Consider the following 23,134-nt stretch of genomic DNA (forward strand, 5'->3'; position numbering starts at 1 on the left):
GGGGGGTCAGATGCGCTCGACGATGGTGGCCACGCCCATGCCGCCACCCACGCACAGGGTGACCAGGCCGTAGCGCAGTTCACGCCGCTCCAGCTCGTCGATCAGCGTGCCGAGCAGCATCGCGCCGGTGGCGCCCAGCGGGTGGCCGAGCGCGATGGCGCCGCCGTTGACGTTCACCTGCTCGTGCGAGAAGCCGAGTTCGCGGATGAAGCGCAGCGCGACCGCCGAGAACGCCTCGTTGATCTCGACCAGGTCGATGTCCGCGGCGGTCAGCCCGGCCTTGGCCAGCGCCTTGCGGGTGGCCGGCGCCGGGCCGGTGAGCATGATGGTCGGCTCGGAGCCGGAGACGGCGGCCGCGACGATCCGGGCCCGCGGGCGCAGCCCGTAGCGCTCGCCGATCTCCGGCGAGCCGATGGCCACCAGCGAGGCGCCGTCCACGATGCCGGAGGAGTTGCCGGCGGTGTGCACGTGGTCGATCCGCTCCACCCAGTGGTACTTCTGCAGCGCCACCGCGTCGAAGCCGCCCGCCTCGCCGACGCCCGCGAAGGCGGGCTTGAGGCCGGCCAGCGTCTCCACGGTGGTGCTCGGGCGCAGGTACTCGTCGCGCTCCAGCACGATCAGGCCGTTGCGGTCGCGCACCGGGACCACCGAGCGGTCGAAGAGGCCGTCCGCCTGGGCCTTGGCGGCGCGGGCCTGCGACTCGGCGGCGAAGGCGTCCACGTCGGCGCGGGTGAAGCCCTCGATGGTGGCGATCAGGTCGGCGCCGATGCCCTGCGGGACGAAGGAGGCCTCGAAGTTGGTCATCGGGTCCATCGCCCAGGCGCCGCCGTCGGAGCCCATCGGGACCCGCGACATCGACTCCACGCCGCCCGCGAGCACCAGGTCCTCCCAGCCCGAACGGACCTTGGCGGCGGCCAGGTTGACCGACTCCAGGCCCGAGGCGCAGAAGCGGTTCTCCTGGACCCCGGCCACCGTGTCCGGCAGCCCGGCGGCGATCGCGGCGATCCGGGCGATGTCGGAGCCTTGGTCGCCGATCGGGCTGACCACGCCGAGCACCACGTCGTCGATCGCCGCCGGGTCCAACTCGGGCAGCCGGGCGCGCAGTTCCCGGATCAGACCGACCACCAGGTCGATCGGCTTGGTGCCGTGCAGGGAGCCCTTCTTGCCACGCCCGCGCGGGGTGCGGATCGCCTCGTAGACGTACGCCTCGGTACTCACGATTGCTGCTGCCTCTCAGGGGAGTTGGTAGGACCGGCGCCGGTGCCGGGAGCCAGACCGGGCAGGCCCCAGTCACGGGCCACCTCGGCCGTGTCCGCGCCGGGCCGGGCCGGTGGGCGGCGCAGCTCGGCGGGGGTGGCCGAGAAGCGCGGGGCGGGGGCGGGTTGGGTCACCCCGTCCAGGGTCGGGTAGGTGCCGCGGGCCTCCAGATGGGGATGCCGCACAGCTTGACGCATCGTCAGCACCGGTGTCACGCAGGCGTCGGTGCCGTCGAAGACGGCGGTCCACTCGGCGGTGGTGCGACTGGCGAAGCGGGTGGCGATCAGCGCGCGCAACTCGGGCCAGCGGGCGGTGTCGTACTGACCGGGTGCCTCGGGGCAAAGGCCGAGCAGCCGGGCGAACTCGGCGTAGAACTGCGGCTCCAGCGCGCCGACCGCGAAGTGGCCGCCGTCACTCGCCTGGTAGAGGGCGTAGCAGGGCGCGCTGCCGTCCAGCAGATTGCCGCCCCGGCGGTCCTGCCATCGGCCCTCGGCGAGCAATCCCCAGAAGAGGGTGGCCAGATGGGCCGTGCCGTCGACGATCGCGGCATCCACCACCTGGCCCTGACCGGTGCCGCGGGCGTGCTGCAGGGCGGCCAGCAGGCCGACCACCAGGTAGAGCGAGCCGCCCGCGTAGTCGCCGAGCAGGTTGAGCGGGATGCTGGGCGGCCCGTCGGCCGGTCCGATCATGGAGAGCACGCCGGTGAGCGCGGTGTAGTCGATGTCGTGCCCGGCGGTGGCGGCCAGCGGTCCGTCCTGCCCCCAGCCGGTCATCCGCCCGTAGACCAGCGCGGGGTTGCGGGCCAGGCACGGCTCGGGGCCGACGCCGAGCCGCTCGGCGACCCCCGGGCGGTAACCCTCGATCAGCAGGTCGGCGCGCTCGACCAGGTCGAGCAGCAGGCCGGGCCCGTCCGGCGCCTTGAGGTCGAGCAGCACCGAGCGCTTGCTGCGGTTGGTCAGGTCGAGCGCCGGATCGCCGGTCAGCGGGGAGCCGTTCGGCCGGTCCACCCGCACCACGTCGGCGCCCAGGTCGCCCAGGAGCATCGCGGCGAACGGGCCGGGGCCGATCCCGGCCAGCTCGACCACCCGCACCCCGGCCAGCGGCCCCGCGGTCCGGCCATCGGCCTCCCGGTCGCCAGTCACCCGGTCGCCAGTCACCCGGCCGCCTCCTCGCGAGCGTGACAGTGGAGCTGTAACACTCGGGATGGTATGCCGGTGACCGGCCAGTAACAAGAGTGGCCGGGCAGCCCCCCGCCCACCGGGCCGGACAACGCGGAGAGTCGCGTCCGGGCTGGTTCCGAGCCCCGGGACGGTCAAGCCGCAGGTAGCAGCCGTGCCGGCCGGACTCGGTGCACGCGACCGGACACAGGCGGTGATCGCGGCCTACGGGTCGGCCTTCGTGGTACCGAAATGACCCGGTATGCCGCTTGTCCCGCGCCTACTGCCCGGTAGAGTACGTCGACCCCCACCCGCACGACAGATCCGGTGAACGACATGCACATCTGGACCCGACCCACGCTCTGGTGGCGCCTGGCCATCGTCCTGTCCAGCGGGTTCGGGCTGATCCTGGGAACCAGCTCGCTGGTGTACTTCACCGTCGAGAGCAACGTGCTGGTCTTCGGCTACTTCGCCGGCGCCGTCTACTGGATGACCAAGCGCGGCACGGCCGACGCCCCCGCGCCCCGGCTGCGCGGCGCGGCCACGCTCTACATCGTGATCACCGGCCTGGTCGCGCACATCCTGCTGAACCACGGTGCCAACCCGCTGCCCGGTCTGACCTCGGGGCCCGACCGGCTGCAGAACTGGTCCTCGTTCCTGCTGCACTACACCACGCCCGTGATGGTGCTGCTCGACTGGCTCTGCGCCCGCCCGCGCAACGCCTCGCACTGGCGCGACATGCCGCTGTGGCTCAGTTTCCCGCTGACCTACGCGGCCCTGACGATGGCCCGGGCCGCGCTCTTCCCCGACTTCCCGAACAAGTACCCGTACTTCTTCTTCGACCCGAGCGGGCACGGCTACGGCTACGTCTGGGGGCAGATCGCCCAGCTGACGGTGGAGTTCATCGTGCTGGCGGCCCTGGTGGTCGGCCTGGACCGGCTCGGCACCGCGGTGCGCGCCAGGCTGCGGCCCTCCTCCCTCGACCGTCCCGCCGCGGTCGAGCCCGAGCCGGCGAAGGTCTGACCAACGGATCCAAGGAGCGGTCCTGGCCCTGTCACCAACCTCCGTGGTCAGTACACCTAGTGCCGCGTCAGGCAACCTTCGCCCCGTCGCACAAAAGTTGCCTGACGCGGCACTAGATCCGCCACTCCCGGATCCGGTCGGCCGCCGCGAAGACGTCGGCCTTGGCGTCGGCCACGTCGCGGGCCAGCTCGACCAGGGCGCCGTAGGGCGGGTCGATGCCCTCCTTGGCCGCGTGCATGTAGGCGGCGGTCGCCATGCAGGCGTAGAGGTTGTTGCGCACCGGCAGCGGGCGCAGCAGCACGATGGTGTGCATCAGGGTGGCCGCGCACCAGGCCGGGTCGGCGTCATGGCCGAGCTGGGCGGTGTTCACCCGGTGCCGGGCCACGGCGGCCTGCAGCGCGGAGTAGTCGCGCACGCTGAGGTCCTCGGGCGAGGCCTGCTCCTGGACGTCGAGGAGCCAGCGGATGTCGACGTGCAGGATCATCACGCCGCACTGCGCCGGGCGGCGGGCGTGTCCTCGGGGAAGGCCGCGTCGAACTCCTCCAGGTGCGCGTTCCAGAACGCCACGGCGTGGTTGACGAAGGTCCGACGCTGCTGCTCGCGCACGCTCAGGTCGTGCACATACGCCTTCACGGTCTTGCCGTCGGCCGCAGCGGCCTCACGGATCGCGGCCAGTTCGGCCTCGGTGTACTCGATATTGAGAGCCGGCATGCCGCTCAGGGTACCGGAGCGGTACCGGCACCGGGCCCGGTCGTCAGGATTGCCCGGATTCCCCTGCAACATCGCCTTCGGCACAGAGCGTTAGGAAGGCATGGACCACTCACCGACGACCGATCAGGCGCCGCCAGGGCCGCTCGACTTCCTGGAGTTCGCCACGGCCCGAGGCGGGCAGCTCTACCAGACGGCCTACCTGCTCACCGGTGGCGACCGGCACCTCGCCGAGGACCTGGTGCAGGAGGCGCTGAGCCGGATGTTCGTGCGCTGGAAGCGCCTGTCCGTGGTGGAGAACCCGGCCGGCTACGCGCAGACCGTGCTCGTCAACACCTTCCTGTCGATGCGCCGCCGGCGCAGCAGCCGCGAGCAGGCGACCTTCGAGTTCCCCGAGGTCGCCGTCACGGACGCCGACCCCACCACCCGGCTGACCCTGCTGCGCGCGTTGCGGGAACTCTCCGCGCCGGACCGCGCGGTGGTGGTGCTGCGGTTCTGGGAGGACCGCAGCATCGAGGAGACCGCGACCATCCTGAACCTGAGCTCCACCGCCGTGCGCTCGCGCAGCCACCGCGCGCTGGCCAAGCTGCGCACCCGGCTCGGCGACAGCTTCGCCGAGCGGCTGCAGGCGCAGCCGCGCTGAGCCGGCCGACCGCCTCGGTCCACCTCTTGTCTTTCTCGACCTCGGATCCGAAAGCAGGCTTCCGCCATGCCTTTTGAAGATGACCTGGGCCTTGCCCTGCGGGAGGCCGTCGAGGCCTCGCCGCCCCCGCGGCTGGAGCTGCTGGCGACCGGCGCCGCCCAGCGCGGGCAGCGCCGCAAGCGCCGGCGCACGGTGCTCACGAGCGCCGCCTGCGTCGTCGTCCTGGCGGGCGCGGGTGTCGTGGCCCTGCAACTGCGCCCGACGGGCGGCCCGGTGGGCACCAGCGTGGCGACCGGCCCGACGGCGGCCACGCACGGCACCGCCAGCACCCCGCCGCCCGCCGCCACCCCGAGCCCCAGCCGCCCCGCGGCGGCGGCCGCGAACCCGGTCCCCAGCTCCCAGGTGCTTCAGCTGCTCAAGGGCAAGCTGTCCGCCGGCTACCAGCTCAGCCACCCGGTGAGCGAGGACCTCAGCTCGCCCGATCCGGGTGTGCTGGCCGGCTTCACCATCAGCAACAGCAGTGGCAAGGGCACCGTCTCGCTCACCATCACCCACGGGGGGCCACGCACGCGCGGCGGCGCCGGCTGCGGGACCACCGGGAGCGTCGCCCACTGCACCGACACCCCGCTGCCCGACGGCTCCGACCTGGTGGTCTGGCTGCCGGACAGCGGCGGCGGCAGGCAGGTCTGGAACGCCACCCTGCAGCGCTCCGACGGGCTCACGCTGACGGTCGAGTCGGGCAACGTCCCGGGCCTGGGATCCGGCGACACCGAGCCCTACCCCAACGCCCCGCTGCTCACCGGGGCGCAGCTGTCCGCCCTCGCCGAGGACCCGGTCTGGCTGCCGGTGATGGCCTCGATTCCCGCCGCCTCCTGAACGGGCGGGCCCGCGCCGTGACCGGCCGCCCTCCCGCACCGGGGACGGGAGGGCGGCACGCGCCTCACATCGGGTCCACCCGTCGCAGACCGTCCTCCTCCAGCCGCAGCCACCTGGTGAGCCCGAGCCCGCGCAGGAACGGCAGGTCGTGGCTGACCACCACCAGCGCGCCCTGGTAGGACTCCAGCGCGTCGGTGAGCTGGCGCATGCTCGCCAGGTCGAGGTTGTTGCTCGGCTCGTCGAGCAGCAGCAGCTGCGGTGCCGGGTCGGCCAGCAGCAGCGCCGCCAGCGTCGCGCGGAACCGCTCGCCGCCGGAGAGCGTGCCCGCCTGCTGGTCGGCCCGCCCGCCGCGGAACAGGAAGCGGGCCAGCCGGGCCCGGATCTGGTTGTCCGTGTGGCCGGGGGCCAGGACCTTGACGTTCTCCGCCACGCTGAGCGCGTCGTCCAGCAGGTCGAGCCGCTGCGGCAGGTACCTGATCGGCACCGGACGGGTGATCTCACCCTCCAGCGGCGGCAGTTCACCGGCGATGGTGCGCAGCAGGGTCGACTTGCCGGCCCCGTTGCGGCCGACCAGCGCGATCCGCTCCGGACCGCGCAGGTCCAGCTCGACCTGGTGGCCGAAGGCGAGCCGCACGTTCTCCATGGTCAGCACGGTGCGCCCGGCCGGGACCTCGGTGCGCGGCAGGTCGATCCGGATCTCGGCGTCGTCGCGCACCGCCTCCTCGGCGGCGGTCAGCCGCTCGCGGGCGTCGGCCAGCCGCTCGGTGTGCATGCCGCGCACCCGGCCCGCGGTGTTCTCGGCCTTGCGCTTGAACGCACCGGCGAGGATCTTCGGATCGTTGCGGGTGATGGAGCGCTTCTTGCCGTAGCTGGCGCTGCGGGCCAGGCGGACGTTGGCCTCCACCAGGTCCCGCTGCTGCCGGGTGACATCCGCCTCGGCGTTGCGCACCAGCCGCTCGGCCGCCTCCTGCTCGACCGCCAGCGCCCGCTCGTAGTCCGCGAAGTTGCCGCCGTACCAGGTGACTTCGCCGTCCCGCAGATCGGCGATCTGGTCCACGTGCCGGAGCAGCTCGCGGTCGTGGCTGACGATCACCAGCACGCCCGGCCAGCTCGCCACCGCCTCGTAGAGACGGGCGCGGGCCACGCCGTCCAGGTTGTTGGTCGGCTCGTCCAGCAGCAGCACGGCGGGGCGGGCCAGCAGCAGCGCCGCCAGGCGCAGCAGCACCGCCTCGCCGCCGGAGAGTTCGCCGGTGCTGCGGTCCAGGTCGAGCCGGGCGAGCCCGAGCCTGTCCAGGGTGGCCCGCGCCCGCTCCTCGACCTCCCAGTCGTCGCCGAGCACGGTGAAGTGGCGCTCGTCGACGTCCCCGGACTCGATCGCGTGCAGCGCCTCACGGCGCTCGCGCACGCCCAGTGCCTCGTCGACGCGGAGCTGGGTGTCCAGGGCCAGATCCTGCGGCAGGTAGCCGATCTCGCCGCCCACCCGCACGCTGCCGCCGGTCGGCGTGAGCAGGCCCGCCATCAGCCGCAGCAGGGTCGACTTGCCGGCCCCGTTGAGGCCGATCAGGCCGGTGCGGCCGGGGCCGACGGCGAGGTGGAAGCGGTCCAGAACGGGCTTGCCGTCGGGCCACTCGAAGCTGAGGTCGGTGCAGAGGATCGCGGTGGTCGCTGATGCCATGGGGGCCTCCTGCGGGTTGCTCGTGTAGGGGGAAGGGCAACACGAGAGACACCGCGGGAGGGCTGGAAGGGCGGACGGCGTGGGGGCACCCCCAGCCGAGGACTGGGAGGGACGGCTCCGAACCGAGGCCGAGCACACTCCATCAACCGCGCGAGGACTCAGCGCGGGAGCGGTGTCTCATGACCTCAGTAGAGCAACGGCCTTCTCCTGTTCCGGTGAACCGGCGGATGCCGGTGGACCAACGGCCATCACGCTACGACGGCCCCGCCCGGCGGGCAACGCATTATTCGGGGACCGCGCCCCGGCCGTCTAGGATCGGGGGCATCATGAGTGCCACTCTCGTAACCAAGGACCTTGCCGCCGGCCACGGCGAGCGCACCCTGTTCACCGGGCTCGACCTGGTCGTCGCCCCCGGCGAGGTGACCGGGCTGGTCGGCGTCAACGGGGCCGGCAAGTCGACCCTGCTGCGCCTGCTGGCCGGCCTGGACCGCCCCGAGAGCGGCTCGATCACCCTCAGCCCGCGCAGCGCCAACGTCGGCCACCTGCCGCAGGAGCCGGAGCGGCGCGCGGGCGAGACGGTCGGCGCCTTCCTGGCCCGGCGCACCGGGGTCACCGCCGCCCAGGCCGCGCTGGACGCGGCCACCGAGGGCCTGGTGGAGGGCCGCCCCGGCGCCGACGACGCCTACGCCGAGGCGCTGGACCGCTGGCTGGACCTGGGCGGCGCCGACCTGGAGGAGCGCGCCGAGCAGGTCGCCGACTCGCTCGGCCTGCGGATCGGCCTGGAGTCGCAGATGGCCTCGCTCTCCGGCGGCCAGGCGGCCCGGGCGGGCCTGGCCTCGCTGCTGCTCTCCCGCTACGACGTCTTCCTGCTCGACGAGCCGACCAACGACCTCGACCTGGACGGGCTGGACCGGCTGGAGGCCTTCGTCACCGGGCTGCGCGCCGGCACCGTGCTGATCAGCCACGACCGCGAGTTCCTGGCCCGCACGGTGACCCGGGTGCTGGAGCTGGACCTGGCCCAGCAGCAGGTCAACCTCTACGGCGGCGGCTACGACTCCTACCTGGAGGAGCGCGCCCGGGCCCGCCAGCACGCCCGCGAGGACTACGACGAGTACGCCGACACCAAGGCCGGCCTGGAGGCCCGCGCGCGGATGCAGAAGGGCTGGGCGGACAAGGGCGTGCGCAACGCGCTGAAGAAGAGCCCGGACAGCGACAAGATCCGCAAGGCGGCGGCGACCTCGTCCTCGGAGAAGCAGGCCGCCAAGGCCAAGCAGACGCAGCGGATGATCGAGCGGCTGGAGACGGTGGAGGAGCCGCGCAAGGAGTGGGAGCTGCGGATGGAGATCGCCGTCGCCCCGCGCTCCGGCGCGGTGGTGGCGACGCTGCGTCAGGCCTGCCTGCGGCGCGGGGAGTTCGGCTTCGGCCCGGTGGACCTGCAGATCGACTGGGCGGACCGGGTGGCGATCACCGGCGCGAACGGCGCGGGCAAGTCCACGCTGCTGGCCGCCCTCCTCGGGCGGCTCGAACTCGACTCGGGCCAGGCCTCGTTGGGCTCGGGCGTGGTGATCGGCGAGGTGGACCAGGCACGCGGCCTGTTCTTCGGCACCGAGACCCTGCTGGACGCCTTCGAGGCGGCCGTCCCCGAGCAGTCGCCGGCCGACGTCCGCACCCTGCTGGCCAAGTTCGGGCTGAAGGCGGCGCATGTGCTGCGCCCGGCCGACACCCTCTCCCCCGGCGAGCGCACCCGCGCCGCGCTGGCCCTGTTGCAGGCGCGCGGGGTCAACCTGCTGGTGCTGGACGAGCCGACCAACCACCTGGACCTGGCCGCCATCGAGCAGTTGGAGTCGGCGCTGGCCTCCTACACCGGCACCCTGCTGCTGGTCACCCACGACCGGCGGATGCTGGAGACGGTCTCGGTCAACCGCCGGCTCGTGGTGACCGACGGGAAGGTCACGGAGGTTTAGACCACCGGCGGGACTCCCATACAGCTCGTATGACGACCTCCTACCCCACCGTCCCCCTGCACCCGAGGCATGTGCCGGCCCACGAGGCCCAGGCGCGTGCCCGGGACTTCCACGACGTGATGGCCCAGCGCCGGACCGTCCGCGACTACGACCGCCGCCCGCTGCCCGACGGGGTGCTGGACTGGGCGATCCGCACCGCCGCGACCGCGCCCAGCGGCGCGCACGTGCAGCCCTGGCGGTTCGTGGTGATCACCGACCCGGACCGCAAGGCGCGGCTGCGCGAGGCCGCCGAGGCGGAGGAGCGCGAGTTCTACGACCACCGGGCCTCCGCGGAGTGGCTGGCGGCGCTGGCGCCGATCGGCACCGACTGGCACAAGCCGTTCCTCACGGACGCGCCGGCGGTGATCGTGGTCTTCGAGGTGCACAAGGGGCCCAGCTCGCCCCGGCCGTACTACACCAAGGAGTCGGTGGGGATCGCGGTCGGCCTGCTGCTGGCCACCCTGCACCAGGCGGGCCTGGCCACCCTGACGCACACCCCGAGCCCGATGAAGTTCCTCAACGAGATCTGCGAGCGGCCCGCCGAGGAGCGCGCCGCGTACGTGATCCCGGTCGGCTACCCCGCCGAGCGGGCCCAGGTGCCCGATCTGCACCGCAAGGAGCTGGACGAGGTGCTGGTCCGGCTCTGAGGCACCGGCCGCCCCGCGGTCGCTTTTTCGCTGGTCGGCGGCGCGCACGGGCTGCCATGATGCGTGTCATGAACCAGACCGCCGGTGACCCCTCCACCGCCGCCGCGCCGCCGACCACCAGCCGCCCGCCCGAGTGGCTGGAACTGCCCGACGGCTTCGCCCTGCGCCGCCGCACCATCGAGCACGCTCCCCAGGTCAACGCGGCGGTGACCCGCAACCTCAGCTATCTGCAGCCCTGGATGCCCTGGGCGACCATCGCGCCGTCGCTGGCCCGCACCGAGGAGATGACCCGGCTCGGCTGGCAACTGTGGCAGGACGGCTCGGACTTCCTCTACGTGCTGGAGCGCAGCGACCAGCCCGGCAGCGTGCTGGGCATGTTCGGCCTGCACCGGCGAGTGGGCCCGGGCGCCATCGAGATCGGCTACTGGATCGACCAGGATCACACGGGCCGCTCGCTGGCCACCAACGGCGCCGCCGCGCTGACCGAGGCCGCGCTCGGGCTCCCGGGGATCGAGCGGGTGGAGATCCACTGCGACGAGGCGAACGCGGCCAGCGCCGCCGTCCCGCGCAAGCTCGGCTACCGGCTCGACCGGATCGCCGAGGCCCCGCCCACGGCCCCGTCGGAGACCGGGCGCAAGCTGATCTGGATCCAGCAGCGGCCGCACTGCTGAGCCGACGGGGCAGCGCAGCCTTAAGCCAGCCGTAACGCCGCGTCAACTCCTTGACGTGCACAGTTGGTCTAGTCCATCTTGTGGCAGAACCGCCTCACCGCGACCCCGCCCGCGCACCCCCACCAGCGCGCCGGGCGGCGGTCCGCCCTGCCCGGAAGGTCCCCCATGCCACGCGCGCTCCACCGCCAGACCACCCCGCGCCGGGTCAAACTCCTCTCGCTCGGCTGCGCCGCCCTGCTGGCCACCGGCGGCCTGACCACCCTGGCAGCAGGTGCCTGGGCCGCCGGCGACGGCAACCTGCTGGCCGACCCCGGCTTCGAGAGCGGCCTGGGACCGTGGACCTGCTCGGCCGGCACCGGCTCGGTGGTCGCCGGCCCGACCCACACCGGCAGCGGGGCGCTGCAGGGCGCGGCGAGCGCGAGCGACACCGCGCAGTGCGGCCAGAGCGTGGCCGTCCAGCCCAACACCAGCTATGCGCTGAGCGCCTGGGTGCAGGGCGGCTACGTCTACCTCGGCGCGACGGGCGCGGGCGTGACCGACCCGGCGGCCTGGACCTCCAGCCCCTCCGGCTGGAGCCAACTGAACGCGAACTTCACCACCGGGCCGAGCACCACCAGCGTGACGGTCTACCTGCACGGCTGGTACGGGCAGGGCTCCTACCTGGCGGACGACGTTCAGCTCACCGGCCCGGGCACCGCCCCGGCCCCCACGCCCACGCCGACCCCGACGCCCACGCCCAGCCCCACGCCGACGCCGACCCCGACTCCCACCCCGGCACCCACCGGCTCCAGCACCCCGGCGCCGAACGTGCCGATGCCGCTGGCCCCGTACGTCGACATGGGCGCCTGGCCGACCCCCTCGCTGACCGCCGACTCGGCCGGCAGCGGGATCAAGTCCTTCACCCTCGCCTTCGTCACCAGCGTGGGCTGCAAGGCCAGTTGGTTCAACGCCTACGACCCCCGGGCGGCCTGGGCCAAGGACCAGATCGACGCGATCCGGGCATCCGGCGGTGACGTCAAGGTCTCCTTCGGCGGCGCCTCCGGCACCGAACTGGCCGCCGCCTGCCCCACGGTGGACGCGCTCTTCGCCGAGTACGACGCCGTGGTCAGCGCTTACAACCTGAAGTACGTCGACTTCGACATCGAGGGCGCCGCGGTCTCGGACACCGCCGCCAACGACCGCCGCTCGGCCGCGCTCGCCCGGCTCCAGCAGGCCCACCCCGGCCTGAAGATCTCGCTCACCCTCCCGGTGCTGCCCGAGGGCCTGACCTCGGACGGCCTGGCCGTGGTCAAGTCCGCGATCAGCGCCGGGGTGAACCTGGACCTGGTCAATGTGATGGCGATGGACTACGGCCGCTCGGGCGTCAACTACGGTGACGCCGCCGTGCAGGCCGCGCAGAGCACCCACGACCAGCTGGCGGCGCTCTACCCGGGCAGGACCGACGCCCAGCTCTGGGCGAGCGTCGGGCTCACCCCGATGATCGGCGAGAACGACGACCACAACGTCTTCGACCTGGCCGCGGCCCAACAGGTGGTCACCTTCGCCCAGCAGCACCACCTGGGCGAACTGGCCTTCTGGGAGCTGAGCCGGGACGCCAACGCCTGCACCGGTGGCGCGCTCTACAAGTGCACCAACGTGCCGCAGCAGCCGTACGACTTCTCGAAGATCTTCGCGAAGTACACCGGCTGAGGATCACCGGCTGAGAACGGGACGGCGGGTGGGCGACACGGGGCGCCCACCCGCCGCTCGGCGTCAGAACCGGCTCAGGACGCCGGCACCATCCGCGCCCGCCCGATCAGCGCCGCGGTGTCCACCCCGGTGGGCAGCGTGCCGAAGGCGTTGCCGTGGTCGCCGCCCAGCCGCGAGGCGCAGAAGGCGTCCGCCACCGCCGGGTCACCGTGCCGCACCAGCAGCGCGCCCTGCAGCGCGAGCGCCATCGCCTCGACCAGCCGGCGGGTGCGGAACTCGATCTCGCCCGGGTCACCGATCTCCTTGCGCAGCCCGGCCACCGCCGCGTCCAGCCGACGGTCGGCGCCGGCCACCGCGTCGAGTTCGGCGAAGTAGGCCTCCACCGCCTGCGGGCTGCGGGCCATCGCGCGCAGCGCGTCCAGCGCGGCGACGTTGCCCGAGCCCTCCCAGATCGAGACCAGCGGCGCCTCCCGGTAGAGCCGGGGCATCCCGGACTCCTCCACGTAGCCGTTGCCGCCCAGGCACTCCAGCGCCTCGGCCGCGTGCGCCGGACCGCGCTTGCAGACCCAGTACTTGGTGACCGCCAGCGCCAGGCGCTTGAAGTGCGCCTCGCCCTCGTCACCGGCCGACGCCCGGTCGGTGGCCTCGGCCAGCCGTAGCGCCACCGTGGTGGCCGCCTCCGACTCCAGGGCCAGATCGGCCAGCACATTGCGCATCAGCGGCTGGTCGATCAGCTCGGCGCCGAACGCCCGCCGGTGGGTGGCGTGCTGCACCGCCCGCTGCACGCCCAGCCGCATCCCGGCGGCCGCGCCCAGCGTGCAGTCCAGCCGGGTCATGTTGACCATCTCGATGATGGTCCGCACCCCGCGGCCCTCCTCGCCGACCAGCCAGCCCACCGCCTCCTCGTACTCCAGCTCGGCGGAGGCGTTGGAGCGGTTGCCCAGCTTGTCCTTGAGCCGCTGGATCCGCAGCGCGTTGCGGGTGCCGTCCGGCAGCACCCGCGGCAGCACGAAGCAGCTCAGGCCGCCCGGTGCCTGAGCGAGGGTCAGGAACACGTCGGACATCGGTGCCGAGGTGAACCACTTGTGGCCGGTCAGGTGGTAGGTGCCGTCACCGGCGGGCAGGGCGACGGTGGTGTTGGCCCGCACGTCCGAGCCGCCCTGCTTCTCGGTCATCGACATGCCGGCGATCAGACCGCGCTTGCCGGACGGCTCGCGCAGCCCGAAGTCGTAGACGTTGGCGGCGAGCAGCGGCTCCAGCCACTGGGCCAGCTCGGGGGTGGCGCGCAGCGCCGGGACGGCGGCGTAGGTCATCGAGATCGGGCAGCCGTGGCCGGCCTCCACCTGGCTCCACAGGTAGAACTTGGCGGCGCGGGCGGTGTGCGCGCCCGGGCGCGGGTCGCGCCAGGGGGCGGCGTGCAGGCCGTGCTCGACCGCGACGGTCATCAGCTGGTGCCAGGCCGGGTGGAACTCGACCTCGTCGATCCGGTGGCCGTAGCGGTCGTGGGTGCGCAGCACCGGCTCGTTCTCGTTGGCCAGGCGGCCCCACTGCGCGGCCTGCTCGGTGCCGGCCAGCGTGCCCAGTTCACGCAGCTCGGCCTCGGCCCAGCCGGCACCGGACCGGTGCAGGGCGGCGAGCAGCGCGGGGTCCTCGGCGAGGTTGTGACCGTAGGGCGGCGGAACCTGGTTGGTGACCTCGTGGGTGTGCGGCACGGCCTGCTCCCTACTCGCGAGTAAGTTGGACAGCACCAGAGTAGGGGTTCCGCCCTCGCGCGTCGCCCGTCCGTCAGGGGCGACGACTACGATCACGCGATGACACCGATCACCGATCTCAGCAGCCCGCCCGAGGACCGCTTTCCCGCGCTGTTCGCGCCCCAGCGCTGGGAGTGGGGCGGCATCGACGCGCGGTTCGCGATGGCGCAGCCGCCGGACGAGCTGATCACCAACATTCACCTGATCGGGTTCACCGGCGAGTCGGTGGTGCTCTGCCGCGACAGCCGCGGCCACTGGTTCCTGCCCGGCGGCACCCGGGAGCCGGCCGAATCCGTCGAGGCCTGCCTGGCCCGCGAGTTGGTCGAGGAGGCCGGCGCCCGGGTGCTCGGCGAGCCGGTCTGGGTGGGCGCCCACGAGGCGGTCACGGACCGGGCCCTGCCCTACCGCCCGTGGCAGCCGCACCCGCGCAAGTTCTGGCTCTGGGGCTGGGCCGAGGTGACGGTGGACGGCGCGCCGACCAACCCGGCGGACGGCGAGGTGGTGGAGGAGGTGCGCGCCGTGCCGGTGGCCGAGGCGGTGGCACTGCTGTCCGGCGAGGGCGAGCGCTGGCGGGGCGAACTGGTGGCGCTGGCGGCCGAACTGCGGGCCGCACGGCACTGACGGAACGGGCGTGAGAAGTCGAGGAGTTCGACCTCTCACGCCCGGCTGGTCCTACTTGCCCAGCCCCGCGCGCCGCAGCGCGTCCGCCATCGCGCTGTTCACCACGGGCGCCGCGCCACCGCCGCGCTGCTCGCCGCCGCGCCGGTCCTGCCGCGGCGGCCGCTGGCCGCGCTCACGCTGACCACCGCCGTCACCGCTCTGCCCGCCGCGCTGGGCCGCACGCTGACCCTCGCCGCGCTGGCCCTCGCCGCGCTGACCCTCACCACGGTGCTGGCCCTCACCGCCGCCCTGGCCGCGGGCCGGCCGCGCCGCCTCGTCGTCCAGCCGCAGGGTCAGCCCGATCCGCTTGCGCTGCACGTCCACCGAGACGACCTTGCAGCGCACCACGTCACCGGACTTGACCACCTCGCGCGGGTCCTTGACGAACCTGGTGGAGAGCGCCGAGACGTGCACCAGGCCGTCCTGGTGCACGCCCACGTCCACGAAGGCACCGAAGGCGGCCACATTGGTGACCACGCCCTCCAGCACCATGCCCACCTCCAGGTCGCCGATCTTGTCGACGCCCTCCCGGAAGGTGGCCGTGCGGAAGGCCGGCCGCGGGTCGCGCCCGGGCTTGTCCAGCTCGCCCAGGATGTCGGTGACGGTCGGGATGCCGAAGGTCTCGTCCGCGAAGTCGCCGGGGCGCAGCGCCCGCAGCGCCGTGCCGTTGCCGACCAGCTCCGCCAGCGTGCCGCCGGTCGCCGCCAGGATCCGGCGCACCACCGGGTAGGCCTCCGGGTGCACCGCGGAGGCGTCCAGCGGGTCGTCACCGCCCGGGATCCGCAGGAAGCCCGCGCACTGCTCGAAGGCCTTGGGGCCCAGCCGCGCCACGTCCTTGAGCGCCTTGCGGGTGCGGAACGGGCCGTTGGCGTCGCGGTGCGCCACGATGTTCTCGGCCAGCGTGCCGGTCACCCCGGAGACCCGGGTGAGCAGCGGCGCGGAGGCGGTGTTGACGTCCACGCCCACCGCGTTCACACAGTCCTCGACCACCGCGTCCAGCGAACGGGAGAGCTTCACCTCGCTCAGGTCGTGCTGGTACTGGCCGACCCCGATCGACTTGGGGTCGATCTTGACCAGCTCGGCCAGCGGGTCCTGGAGCCGGCGGGCGATCGAGACCGCGCCGCGGATCGAGACGTTGAGCTCCGGCAGCTCCTGCGAGGCGAAGGCCGAGGCGGAGTAGACCGAGGCGCCGGCCTCGGAGACCATCGCCTTGGTGAGCTTCAGCTCCGGGTGCCGCGTGATCAGGTCCTCGGCGAGCTTGTCGGTCTCCCGCGAGGCGGTGCCGTTGCCGATCGCGATCAGGTCCACCCGGTGCTTCGCGGCGAGCTGGGCCAGGGTGGCGATCGCGGCGTCCCACTTGTTGGCCGGCTGGTGCGGGTAGATCGTGTCGTGCGCGACCACCTTGCCGGTGTCGTCCACCAAGGCGACCTTGACACCGGTGCGGAAGCCCGGGTCCAGGCCCATGGTGGCCCGGGTGCCGGCCGGCGCGGCCAGCAGCAGGTCGCGCAGGTTGGCGGCGAACACCTTGACCGCCTCGTCCTCGGCCTCCTGACGCAGCCGGGTGCGCAGGTCCAGGCCGAGCCGGACCAGGATCCGGGTGCGCCAGGCCCAGCGGACGGTGTCGCCGAGCCACTTGTCGGCCGGGCGGCCGTGGTCGGCGACGCCGAACCGGGCGGCGATCCGCTGCTCGTAGTCGCTGGCGCCGGGCAGGTCGCCCGCCTCGTCCCCGTCGAAGGGCGACAGGTCGAGGTCGAGCACCTCCTCCTTCTCGCCGCGCAGCATCGCCAGGATCCGGTGCGAGGGCAGCTTGGTGAACGGCTCGGCGAAGTCGAAGTAGTCGGCGAACTTGGCGCCGTCCTGCTCCTTGCCGGCCCGCATGGTGGCCACCAGCCGGCCGCGGCCCCACATCCGCTCGCGCAGCGAGCCGATCAGGTCGGCGTCCTCGGCGAAGCGCTCCACCAGGATCGAGCGGGCGCCCTCCAGCGCGGCGGGCGCATCGGCGACCTGCTCGTTCAGGAACGTACCGGCCAGCGCGGCCGGGTCGAGCGAGGGGTCGGCGAGCAGCTGCTCGGCCAGCGGTTCCAGGCCGGCCTCGCGGGCGATCTGCGCCTTGGTGCGCCGCTTGGGCTTGTAGGGCAGGTAGATGTCCTCCAGGCGGGCCTTGGCGTCGGCGGCCAGGATCTGCGCGCGCAGCGCGTCGTCCAGCTTGCCCTGCGCCTCGATCGACTCCAGCACCGCGGACCGGCGCTCCTCCAGCTCGCGCAGGTAGCGCAGCCGCTCCTCCAGCGTGCGCAGCTGGGCGTCGTCGAGCTCGCCGGTGACCTCCTTGCGGTAGCGGGCGATGAACGGCACGGTCGAGCCGCCGTCGAGCAGCTCGACGGCCGCCCTCACCTGCCCTTCGCGGACCCCGAGTTCCTCGGCGATCCGCCGCCCGACGGCCTGTTCGGCCGCCGCTGCTGCCTGTGCTGCCTGCTCGGCTGGCGTGGTCACGAAGCCGGTCACCTTCTCATGAGTTGCCTTGCGGGTACGCCCCGCATTCTGTCAGCTGCGCAGCTCGGGGAACTGCTCCTCACGCCACTCCCGCGACAACGCACCGCCGTGCCCCTCGAAGGCCTCCTCCTCCCTGGCCCGCAGCTCGACCCGGCGGATCTTGCCGGAGATGGTCTTCGGCAGCTCGTAGAACTCCAGCCGGCGCACCCGCAGATAGGGCGCCAGGTGCTCGCGCGCGTAGGCCAGGATCGACAGCGCCGTCGCGCGGTCCGCCGCCCAGCCGGGCGCCAGCGCCACATAGGCCTTGGGCACCGCGAGCCGGGTGGCGTCGGGCGCGGGGACCACGGCCGCCTCGGCCACCGCCGGGTGCTCGATCAGCACGCTCTCCAGCTCGAACGGCGAGACCTTGTAGTCGGAGGCCTTGAAGACGTCGTCGGTGCGGCCGATGTAGCTGAGGTAGCCGTCCGCGTCCCGGCTCGCGACATCGCCGGTGTGGTAGTAACCGCCCGCCGTCACCGCGGCGTTGCGCTCGGGGTCGGCCAGGTAGCCGGTCATCAGGTTGACCGGGCGCCTCGCCAGGTCCAGGCAGATCTCGCCCTCCTCGGCCGGCTTGCCGCTGACCGGGTCGACGAGCACCACCGCCACCCCCGGCAGCGGGCGGCCCATCGACCCGGGCTTGACCGGCAGCCCGGGCGTGTTGCCCACCAGCAGGGTGGTCTCGGTCTGCCCGAAGCCGTCCCGGATGGTCAGCCCCCAGCGCCGCTCGATCTGCGCGATCACCTCCGGGTTGAGCGGCTCGCCGGCCGCGATCAGCTCGCGCAGCGCCGGCGGGCGCTGGCCCAGCTCGGCCTGGATGAGCATCCGCCAGACCGTCGGCGGGGCGCAGAAGGTGGTGACCTCGGCCCGGCGCAGCTGGTCGAGCAGGCGGGTGGCGTCGAACCGGGTGTAGTTGTGGACGAAGACCGTCGCCTGCGCGATCCACGGCGCGAAGAAGCAGCTCCAGGCGTGCTTGGCCCAGCCCGGCGAGCTGATGTTCAGATGCACGTCGCCCGGGCGCAGGCCGGCCCAGGCCATCGTGGTCAGGTGGCCGACCGGGTAGGAGACCTGGGTGTGCTCGACCATCTTGGGCAGGCTGGTGGTGCCGGAGGTGAAGTAGACCAGCAGCGGGTCCCCGGGCGCGGTGGTGGCGGTGAACGGCGCGGGGTCGGCGAGCTGGTAGCCGGCCTCGAAGGGCGCCCAGCCGTCGGCGGCGCCGCCCACCACGATCCGGGTGTACCCGGTGCCGGTGAACTTCGCGGTGTCGCGGGCGTTGGCCACCACGTGCCGGGCGCCACCGCGCCCGATCCGGTCGGCCAGGTCGGCGGTCCCCAGCGCGGTGGTGGTCGGCATGATCACCGCGCCGAGCTTCATCACCGCGAGCATCGCCTCCCACAGCTCGACCTGGTTGCCGAGCATCAGCAGCACCCGGTCCCCGGCCGCCACGCCGAGCCCGGCCAGGTGGTGGGCGAGCTGGTCGGAGCGGTGCGCCAGCTCGGCGAAGCTGTACTTCGCCTCCGTGCCGTCCTCCTGGACGATCCACAGCGCGGTGCGGTCGTTGCCCCGGGCGATCGCGTCGAACCAGTCGATGGCCCAGTTGAAGCGGCCCTCGAACACGGGCCAGTCGAAGTCCTCCTGACGCAGCAGCAGGTCACGGGCTGCGCGGTAGCGTTCGGTGGCGGTGGGGCTGGTCACGGCTGCTCCTCGGAAGGCGGGTGCGGCCGATCATAGGGCTCCGTCGGGTTCCCGTCTTGGCGTGTATACGTCGATCCCATGGACTTTCCGGTCCCCGGCCGCGCACCCACCATCTGGGCATGAGACTCACCCCTCACCAGCGGCTCCGGCGCCTCCTCACCGCCTCCGGCGCCGTCCTCCTGCTCGGTCTGATCCCCGCCCTCGCCGACGCCCCCGGCGCCAACGCCGCCCCGCACCCCACCCGCCCCGGCACCTACTCCGCCGCCGCCCCCGCCGCGCACGCCACCCCGGCCCGCCACCGCCCGGGCAGCGACCAGGTCACCTACAACGGCGGCCCGGTCCAGCACAGCCCGGTGGTCTACCTGGACTTCTGGGGCAGCCAGTGGGACAGCGACGGCAACGGCGTGCAGCAGTACATGACCAACCTGTTCAACGGGCTGGGCACCGGCCAGGACCACTGGTCCACCATCACCTCGCAGTACCCCGACTCCTCCGGCAGCGGTCCCGCCTTCACCGGCCCGGTGTTCGGCGGCAGTTGGGTGGACGACGGCTCCCCCGCCCCCGCCTCCTCCCAGCAGCAGGACATCGCCGCCGAGGCGGACAGCGCCGCCGGGCACTTCGGCGTGGCCGGCAACCCGGACGCACAGATCGTGGTGATGAGCCCGAGCGGGACCTCACCGGACGGCTGGCCCGGTTCGGGCTTCTGCGCCTGGCACGACTACACCGGCAGCGTCTCCTACACCAACATGCCCTACCAGCTGGACGCCCCGGCCGGCAGCCGCTGCCCGAACAACCTCCTCGGCGACAAGCTGTCCGCCTTCAGCATCGTCGAGGGCCACGAGTACGCCGAGTCGATCACCGACCCGCAGCCGTCCAGCGGTTGGCTGGACCCCTCCGGCGAGGAGATCGGCGACCTGTGCGAGAGCAACTTCCAGAACGTCACGCTGCCCACCGGCACCTTCCCGATGCAACCGCTGTGGAGCAACAACGGCGGCGGCTGCGTGATCAGCGGCTGACCCGGGCCCCAGGGCCTGGAGATCACCCCTGGTAGGGCGCCAGCTCCGGCTGCTTCGGCGGCCGGCCGTCGCCCGAGGAGCGGCCGGTCAACCGCCGTCCCAGCCACGGCAGTACGTGGATCCGCAGCCAGCGCAGGTCGCCGCGGATCCGGGCGGCACGGCCGGCGGGCGCGGCGGGCGGCAGCGGGGCGCGCCAGTCGAAGGCCGGCGGGCGGCCGAGCGCCTGGCGGACCGCCTCGGCGACCCGGCGGTGCCCCTCGGCCGACAGGTGCAGCCGGTCCTCGGCCCACAGCCGCCGGTCGTCGAAGCAGGTCGCGGCGAACAGGTCCACCACCGCGACCCGCGGGTGGTCGCCCAACTCCTCGACGAAGTCGCGTAGTTCCCGGATGGCGGGGAGCAGTCGGGCGCTGCCCGCCATCCGCCGGGTCGGATCGGTGCTGGTGAAGAGCACCACCGTGGCGCCGGTGGCCAGCAGTCGCCCGGCCGCCTCGCCCAGCTGCGCCCGCACCGCCTCGATCTCGCAGCCCGGCCGCAGCACGTCGTTGAGCCCGCCGGCCAGGGTGACCAGCTCGGCCCCCGCCGCGACGGCCGGCGCCAGCTGCTCGTCGCGGATCTGGCCGATCAGCTTGCCGCGCACGGCCAGGTTCGCGTACCGGAAGCCGGCCGGCGCGACCTCGGCCGCCAGGCAAGCCGCGAGCCGGTCGGCCCAGCCCCGGTAGTGGCCGTCGGGGCGCAGCTCGTCGCACATGCCCTCGGTGAAGGAGTCACCGACGGCGACGTAGCTGGTGAAGCGGGCGAAGGCGGGTTCCTGGTCCATGGCCCCCCGATGCTACCGGGGCCTCTCCGGCGGATGTTGCCCGGCAAGATCCGCCGGACAGGCCCCAGCAGTCAGGATCAGGCGACGGGCGGCGTCCAGACGTAGCGCAGGTCCGGCTCGCGCTCCTCGTTGCGGCTGCCGTCGGTGCGCTCGGCCTCGACGAAGCCGTGCCGCTGGTAGAACCGCTGGGCCGGGCCGTTGACCTGGAAGGTCCAGAGCTCCAGGCCCGCCGGGCGCAGGCTCTTGGCCAGCTCGACCAGGCGGTCGCCCAGACCCCGGCCGCGCCAGTGCGGCGCCAGGTAGAGCTGCTCCAGCGAGCCGCCATCCAGCACCAGCAGCCCGGCCGGCTCGCCCTCGGGCGTCCGCGCCACCCAGGTCTCCAGCTGCGGCACCACCACGTGGCGGAACCAGCCGCGCACCTCCTCGGGGCTGTGCGCGAGCCGCACGGTGGGCAGCGCCGCGGCGAAGGAGGAGAGGTAGAGCTCTGCCGCGGCGTCGGCGTCGTGCTCGGTGGCGCGGCGCAGTTCGAGGTCCTTGATCGTCACAACCGGCAACGATGAACGCCAAGTCCTCGATCGGCAACCGGTTTTCCGCCCGGGCGGGGTACCGCCCGGCCGGGGCGCCACCCGGGCGGGGTCGGCGCCGAGGCTCAGGCGCTGGTGACCCAGTGCCCGCGCACCGCGTCCGTCGGCCGCTGCTCGCCCAGGGCCGGCAGGCCCCAGCTGCCCAGCGCGTCGACCACCTGGCGCAGCTGGCGGCCGCGCTCGGTCAGCTCGTACACCGCCGCGTTGGCCGGCCGCTCCAGCCTGCGCCGGATCACCAGGCCCTCGCCCTCCAGCTGCTTGAGCCGGGTGGCCAGGATGTCCGTGCTGACCCCGGGCAGGTCGGCGTGCAGGTCGGTGTACCGGCGCGGGCCGCCGAGGAGTTCACGGACGATCAGGAGGCTCCAGCGCTCCCCCACCGCGTCCAGGGCCCGGGCGACAGCGCAGTACTGGTCGTAGCTTCGGCGTGACATGGCATCAGCATAGCCAATAGGTTGGACTTTCCAAGTGCTTACTTGGTAGAACAAAGCGACCACGTTGGCGGCCCACGCCGGGAGGCACCAGATGGAGTTTCGGCAGTCCAGCAAGCTCGCGGGAGTGTGCTACGAGATCCGCGGCCCGGTGGTCGACCAGGCGAACGCGCTGGAGGAGGCCGGGCACAGCGTGCTGCGGCTGAACACCGGCAACCCGGCCCCCTTCGGCTTCGAGGCGCCCGAGGAGATCCTGCAGGACATCATCCGCAACCTCCCCAACGCGCACGGCTACAGCGACTCGCGCGGCATCCTGCCGGCCCGCCGGGCCGTGGTGCAGTACTACCAGCAGCGCGGCGTCACCGGCGTGGACGTGAACGACGTCTTCCTCGGCAACGGCGCCTCCGAGCTGATCCAGATGGCCGTGACGGCGCTGGTGGACGACGGCGACGAGGTGCTCGTGCCGGCCCCCGACTTCCCGCTGTGGACCGCGGTGGTGCGCCTGGCCGGCGGCAAGGCGGTGCACTACCTGTGCGACGAGGAGGCCGAGTGGTACCCGGACCTCGACGACATCGCCGCCAAGATCACCACGCGGACCAAGGCGATCGTGGTGATCAACCCCAACAACCCCACCGGCGCGGTCTACCCCAAGGAGCTGCTGGAGGGGATCCTGGACCTGGCCCGCCGGCACGGCCTGATGGTGCTGGCCGACGAGATCTACGACAAGATCCTCTACGACGGGGTCGAGCACCACTGCCTGGCCGCGCTCGCCGACGACGTGCTCACCCTCACCTTCAACGGCCTCTCCAAGGCCTACCGGGTGGCCGGTTTCCGCAGCGGCTGGCTGGTGGTCTCCGGACCCAAGCCGCATGCGAAGGACTACCTGGAGGGGCTCACCATGCTGGCCGGCATGCGGCTGTGCCCCAACGTGCCGGCCCAGTACGCGGTGCAGGCCGCGCTCGGCGGCCACCAGTCGATCCACGACCTCACGCTGCCGACCGGCCGGCTGACCGAGCAGCGCGACGTCACCTGGCGCGCGCTCAACGAGTTGCCCGGGGTCAGCTGCGTCAAGCCCAAGGGCGCGCTCTACGCCTTCGCCAAGCTGGACCCGGCGGTGCACAAGATCAAGGACGACGAGCGCTTCGTACTCGACCTGCTGCTCCGCGAGAAGATCCACATCGTCCAGGGCACCGGCTTCAACTGGCCCCGCCCCGACCACTTCCGCTTCGTCACGCTGCCCCGGGCGGACGACCTGGAGACGGCGATCAGCCGGATCGGGCGGTTCCTGACCACATACCGGCAGTAGTC

20 protein-coding genes and 1 pseudogene are annotated in these 23,134 nt (G+C 73.0%); 10 read left to right on the forward strand and 11 right to left on the reverse strand.

Annotated elements, in window-relative coordinates; all coding sequences use genetic code 11:
• Positions 1-6: 6 nt before the first annotated feature.
• Both ACFZB9_RS00305 and ACFZB9_RS00310 read right to left on the reverse strand, forming a co-directional pair.
• On the reverse strand, positions 7-1,218 hold the full coding sequence (locus tag ACFZB9_RS00305; RefSeq protein ID WP_391442459.1) for an acetyl-CoA C-acetyltransferase: 1,212 nt from the start codon (positions 1,216-1,218) through the stop codon (positions 7-9).
• Complete coding sequence (locus ACFZB9_RS00310; protein ID WP_391442460.1) at positions 1,215-2,414, reverse strand: CaiB/BaiF CoA transferase family protein; 1,200 nt, start codon at positions 2,412-2,414, stop codon at positions 1,215-1,217. The genes ACFZB9_RS00305 and ACFZB9_RS00310 overlap by 4 nt, the downstream gene beginning before the upstream one ends.
• Before the next feature lie 336 nt (positions 2,415-2,750).
• On the opposite strand from ACFZB9_RS00310, the gene ACFZB9_RS00315 reads away from it, so the two are divergent.
• On the forward strand, positions 2,751-3,437 hold the full coding sequence (locus ACFZB9_RS00315; protein WP_391442461.1) for a Pr6Pr family membrane protein: 687 nt from the start codon (positions 2,751-2,753) through the stop codon (positions 3,435-3,437).
• A gap of 112 nt (positions 3,438-3,549) precedes the next feature.
• Here the strand turns inward: ACFZB9_RS00315 and ACFZB9_RS00320 are convergent, their stop codons facing one another.
• Positions 3,550-3,921, reverse strand: a complete 372-nt coding sequence (locus tag ACFZB9_RS00320) for a toxin Doc (protein WP_327069764.1) — start codon at positions 3,919-3,921, stop codon at positions 3,550-3,552.
• Positions 3,921-4,148: a hypothetical protein gene (locus ACFZB9_RS00325; RefSeq protein ID WP_184934788.1), complete on the reverse strand. Its 228-nt coding sequence runs from the start codon at positions 4,146-4,148 to the stop codon at positions 3,921-3,923. The genes ACFZB9_RS00320 and ACFZB9_RS00325 overlap by 1 nt, the downstream gene beginning before the upstream one ends.
• Positions 4,149-4,248: 100 nt before the next feature.
• On the opposite strand from ACFZB9_RS00325, the gene ACFZB9_RS00330 reads away from it, so the two are divergent.
• Positions 4,249-4,788, forward strand: a complete 540-nt coding sequence (locus ACFZB9_RS00330) for a SigE family RNA polymerase sigma factor (protein ID WP_391442462.1) — start codon at positions 4,249-4,251, stop codon at positions 4,786-4,788.
• Between the two features lie 66 nt (positions 4,789-4,854).
• Positions 4,855-5,664, forward strand: a complete 810-nt coding sequence (locus ACFZB9_RS00335) for a hypothetical protein (protein ID WP_391442464.1) — start codon at positions 4,855-4,857, stop codon at positions 5,662-5,664.
• A 64-nt stretch (positions 5,665-5,728) separates the two neighbouring features.
• Here ACFZB9_RS00335 and ACFZB9_RS00340 read toward each other — a convergent pair whose 3' ends face one another.
• Positions 5,729-7,339 (reverse strand): ABC-F family ATP-binding cassette domain-containing protein, encoded by a 1,611-nt coding sequence (locus tag ACFZB9_RS00340; protein WP_391442465.1) that lies wholly within the window; start codon positions 7,337-7,339, stop codon positions 5,729-5,731.
• A gap of 326 nt (positions 7,340-7,665) precedes the next feature.
• Here ACFZB9_RS00340 and ACFZB9_RS00345 point away from each other — a divergent pair, with 326 nt between their 5' ends.
• From ACFZB9_RS00345 to ACFZB9_RS00360, 4 genes are all read left to right on the forward strand, one after another.
• Positions 7,666-9,303, forward strand: coding sequence for an ABC-F family ATP-binding cassette domain-containing protein (locus ACFZB9_RS00345; protein WP_391442467.1), 1,638 nt, complete (start codon positions 7,666-7,668; stop codon positions 9,301-9,303).
• Between the two features lie 29 nt (positions 9,304-9,332).
• The gene (locus ACFZB9_RS00350; protein WP_391442469.1) at positions 9,333-9,989 is read left to right on the forward strand and encodes a nitroreductase family protein; all 657 of its coding nucleotides are present in this window, start codon (positions 9,333-9,335) and stop codon (positions 9,987-9,989) included.
• Between the two features lie 68 nt (positions 9,990-10,057).
• Positions 10,058-10,660: a GNAT family N-acetyltransferase gene (locus ACFZB9_RS00355; RefSeq protein ID WP_391442470.1), complete on the forward strand. Its 603-nt coding sequence runs from the start codon at positions 10,058-10,060 to the stop codon at positions 10,658-10,660.
• A gap of 165 nt (positions 10,661-10,825) precedes the next feature.
• A complete protein-coding gene (locus tag ACFZB9_RS00360; protein ID WP_391442472.1) occupies positions 10,826-12,349 on the forward strand; it encodes a carbohydrate binding domain-containing protein in 1,524 nt (507 codons plus the stop codon).
• A 74-nt stretch (positions 12,350-12,423) separates the two neighbouring features.
• Here the strand turns inward: ACFZB9_RS00360 and ACFZB9_RS00365 are convergent, their stop codons facing one another.
• Positions 12,424-14,061, reverse strand: a complete 1,638-nt coding sequence (locus ACFZB9_RS00365; RefSeq protein WP_391442473.1) for an isovaleryl-CoA dehydrogenase — start codon at positions 14,059-14,061, stop codon at positions 12,424-12,426.
• Positions 14,062-14,160: 99 nt separating this feature from the next.
• Here ACFZB9_RS00365 and ACFZB9_RS00370 point away from each other — a divergent pair, with 99 nt between their 5' ends.
• Positions 14,161-14,721: an NUDIX hydrolase gene (locus ACFZB9_RS00370; RefSeq protein WP_391442475.1), complete on the forward strand. Its 561-nt coding sequence runs from the start codon at positions 14,161-14,163 to the stop codon at positions 14,719-14,721.
• A 51-nt stretch (positions 14,722-14,772) separates the two neighbouring features.
• Here the strand turns inward: ACFZB9_RS00370 and ACFZB9_RS00375 are convergent, their stop codons facing one another.
• On the reverse strand, positions 14,773-17,250 hold the full coding sequence (locus ACFZB9_RS00375; RefSeq protein ID WP_391442476.1) for a Tex family protein: 2,478 nt from the start codon (positions 17,248-17,250) through the stop codon (positions 14,773-14,775).
• A gap of 51 nt (positions 17,251-17,301) precedes the next feature.
• The gene (locus ACFZB9_RS00380) at positions 17,302-18,981 is read right to left on the reverse strand and encodes an AMP-binding protein (protein WP_391442478.1); all 1,680 of its coding nucleotides are present in this window, start codon (positions 18,979-18,981) and stop codon (positions 17,302-17,304) included.
• Between the two features lie 119 nt (positions 18,982-19,100).
• Between ACFZB9_RS00380 and ACFZB9_RS00385 the strand changes: the two genes are divergently transcribed.
• Positions 19,101-19,997, forward strand: coding sequence for a hypothetical protein (locus ACFZB9_RS00385; RefSeq protein WP_391442480.1), 897 nt, complete (start codon positions 19,101-19,103; stop codon positions 19,995-19,997).
• 22 nt (positions 19,998-20,019) lie between these two features.
• Here ACFZB9_RS00385 and ACFZB9_RS00390 read toward each other — a convergent pair whose 3' ends face one another.
• The 3 genes and pseudogenes from ACFZB9_RS00390 to ACFZB9_RS00400 all read right to left on the reverse strand — a co-directional run.
• Complete coding sequence (locus tag ACFZB9_RS00390) at positions 20,020-20,814, reverse strand: SGNH/GDSL hydrolase family protein (RefSeq protein ID WP_391442481.1); 795 nt, start codon at positions 20,812-20,814, stop codon at positions 20,020-20,022.
• Between the two features lie 77 nt (positions 20,815-20,891).
• A complete protein-coding gene (locus ACFZB9_RS00395) occupies positions 20,892-21,359 on the reverse strand; it encodes a GNAT family N-acetyltransferase (protein ID WP_391442483.1) in 468 nt (155 codons plus the stop codon).
• 119 nt (positions 21,360-21,478) lie between these two features.
• A pseudogene (locus ACFZB9_RS00400) lies at positions 21,479-21,829 on the reverse strand (winged helix-turn-helix transcriptional regulator); the annotation flags it as partial.
• A 91-nt stretch (positions 21,830-21,920) separates the two neighbouring features.
• Here ACFZB9_RS00400 and ACFZB9_RS00405 point away from each other — a divergent pair.
• Complete coding sequence (locus tag ACFZB9_RS00405; RefSeq protein ID WP_391442484.1) at positions 21,921-23,132, forward strand: pyridoxal phosphate-dependent aminotransferase; 1,212 nt, start codon at positions 21,921-21,923, stop codon at positions 23,130-23,132.
• The last annotated feature ends 2 nt before the right edge of the window (positions 23,133-23,134 follow it).

This window comes from Kitasatospora sp. NPDC008050, assembly GCF_042957465.1.
In the GTDB taxonomy this organism is placed as follows: Bacteria; Actinomycetota; Actinomycetes; order Streptomycetales; family Streptomycetaceae; genus Kitasatospora.

Bases quoted from the DNA above. Each gene is read 5' to 3' on its own strand.
- ACFZB9_RS00315 (WP_391442461.1), top strand. From the start codon at position 2,751: ATGCACATCTGGACCCGACCCACGCTCTGGTGGCGCCTGGCCATCGTC.
- ACFZB9_RS00320 (WP_327069764.1), bottom strand. From the start codon at position 3,921: ATGATCCTGCACGTCGACATCCGCTGGCTCCTCGACGTCCAGGAGCAG.
- ACFZB9_RS00325 (WP_184934788.1), bottom strand. From the start codon at position 4,148: ATGCCGGCTCTCAATATCGAGTACACCGAGGCCGAACTGGCCGCGATC.
- ACFZB9_RS00330 (WP_391442462.1), top strand. From the start codon at position 4,249: ATGGACCACTCACCGACGACCGATCAGGCGCCGCCAGGGCCGCTCGAC.
- ACFZB9_RS00335 (WP_391442464.1), top strand. From the start codon at position 4,855: ATGCCTTTTGAAGATGACCTGGGCCTTGCCCTGCGGGAGGCCGTCGAG.
- ACFZB9_RS00340 (WP_391442465.1), bottom strand. From the start codon at position 7,339: ATGGCATCAGCGACCACCGCGATCCTCTGCACCGACCTCAGCTTCGAG.
- ACFZB9_RS00345 (WP_391442467.1), top strand. From the start codon at position 7,666: ATGAGTGCCACTCTCGTAACCAAGGACCTTGCCGCCGGCCACGGCGAG.
- ACFZB9_RS00350 (WP_391442469.1), top strand. From the start codon at position 9,333: ATGACGACCTCCTACCCCACCGTCCCCCTGCACCCGAGGCATGTGCCG.
- ACFZB9_RS00355 (WP_391442470.1), top strand. From the start codon at position 10,058: ATGAACCAGACCGCCGGTGACCCCTCCACCGCCGCCGCGCCGCCGACC.
- ACFZB9_RS00360 (WP_391442472.1), top strand. From the start codon at position 10,826: ATGCCACGCGCGCTCCACCGCCAGACCACCCCGCGCCGGGTCAAACTC.
- ACFZB9_RS00370 (WP_391442475.1), top strand. From the start codon at position 14,161: ATGACACCGATCACCGATCTCAGCAGCCCGCCCGAGGACCGCTTTCCC.
- ACFZB9_RS00385 (WP_391442480.1), top strand. From the start codon at position 19,101: ATGAGACTCACCCCTCACCAGCGGCTCCGGCGCCTCCTCACCGCCTCC.
- ACFZB9_RS00390 (WP_391442481.1), bottom strand. From the start codon at position 20,814: ATGGACCAGGAACCCGCCTTCGCCCGCTTCACCAGCTACGTCGCCGTC.
- ACFZB9_RS00405 (WP_391442484.1), top strand. From the start codon at position 21,921: ATGGAGTTTCGGCAGTCCAGCAAGCTCGCGGGAGTGTGCTACGAGATC.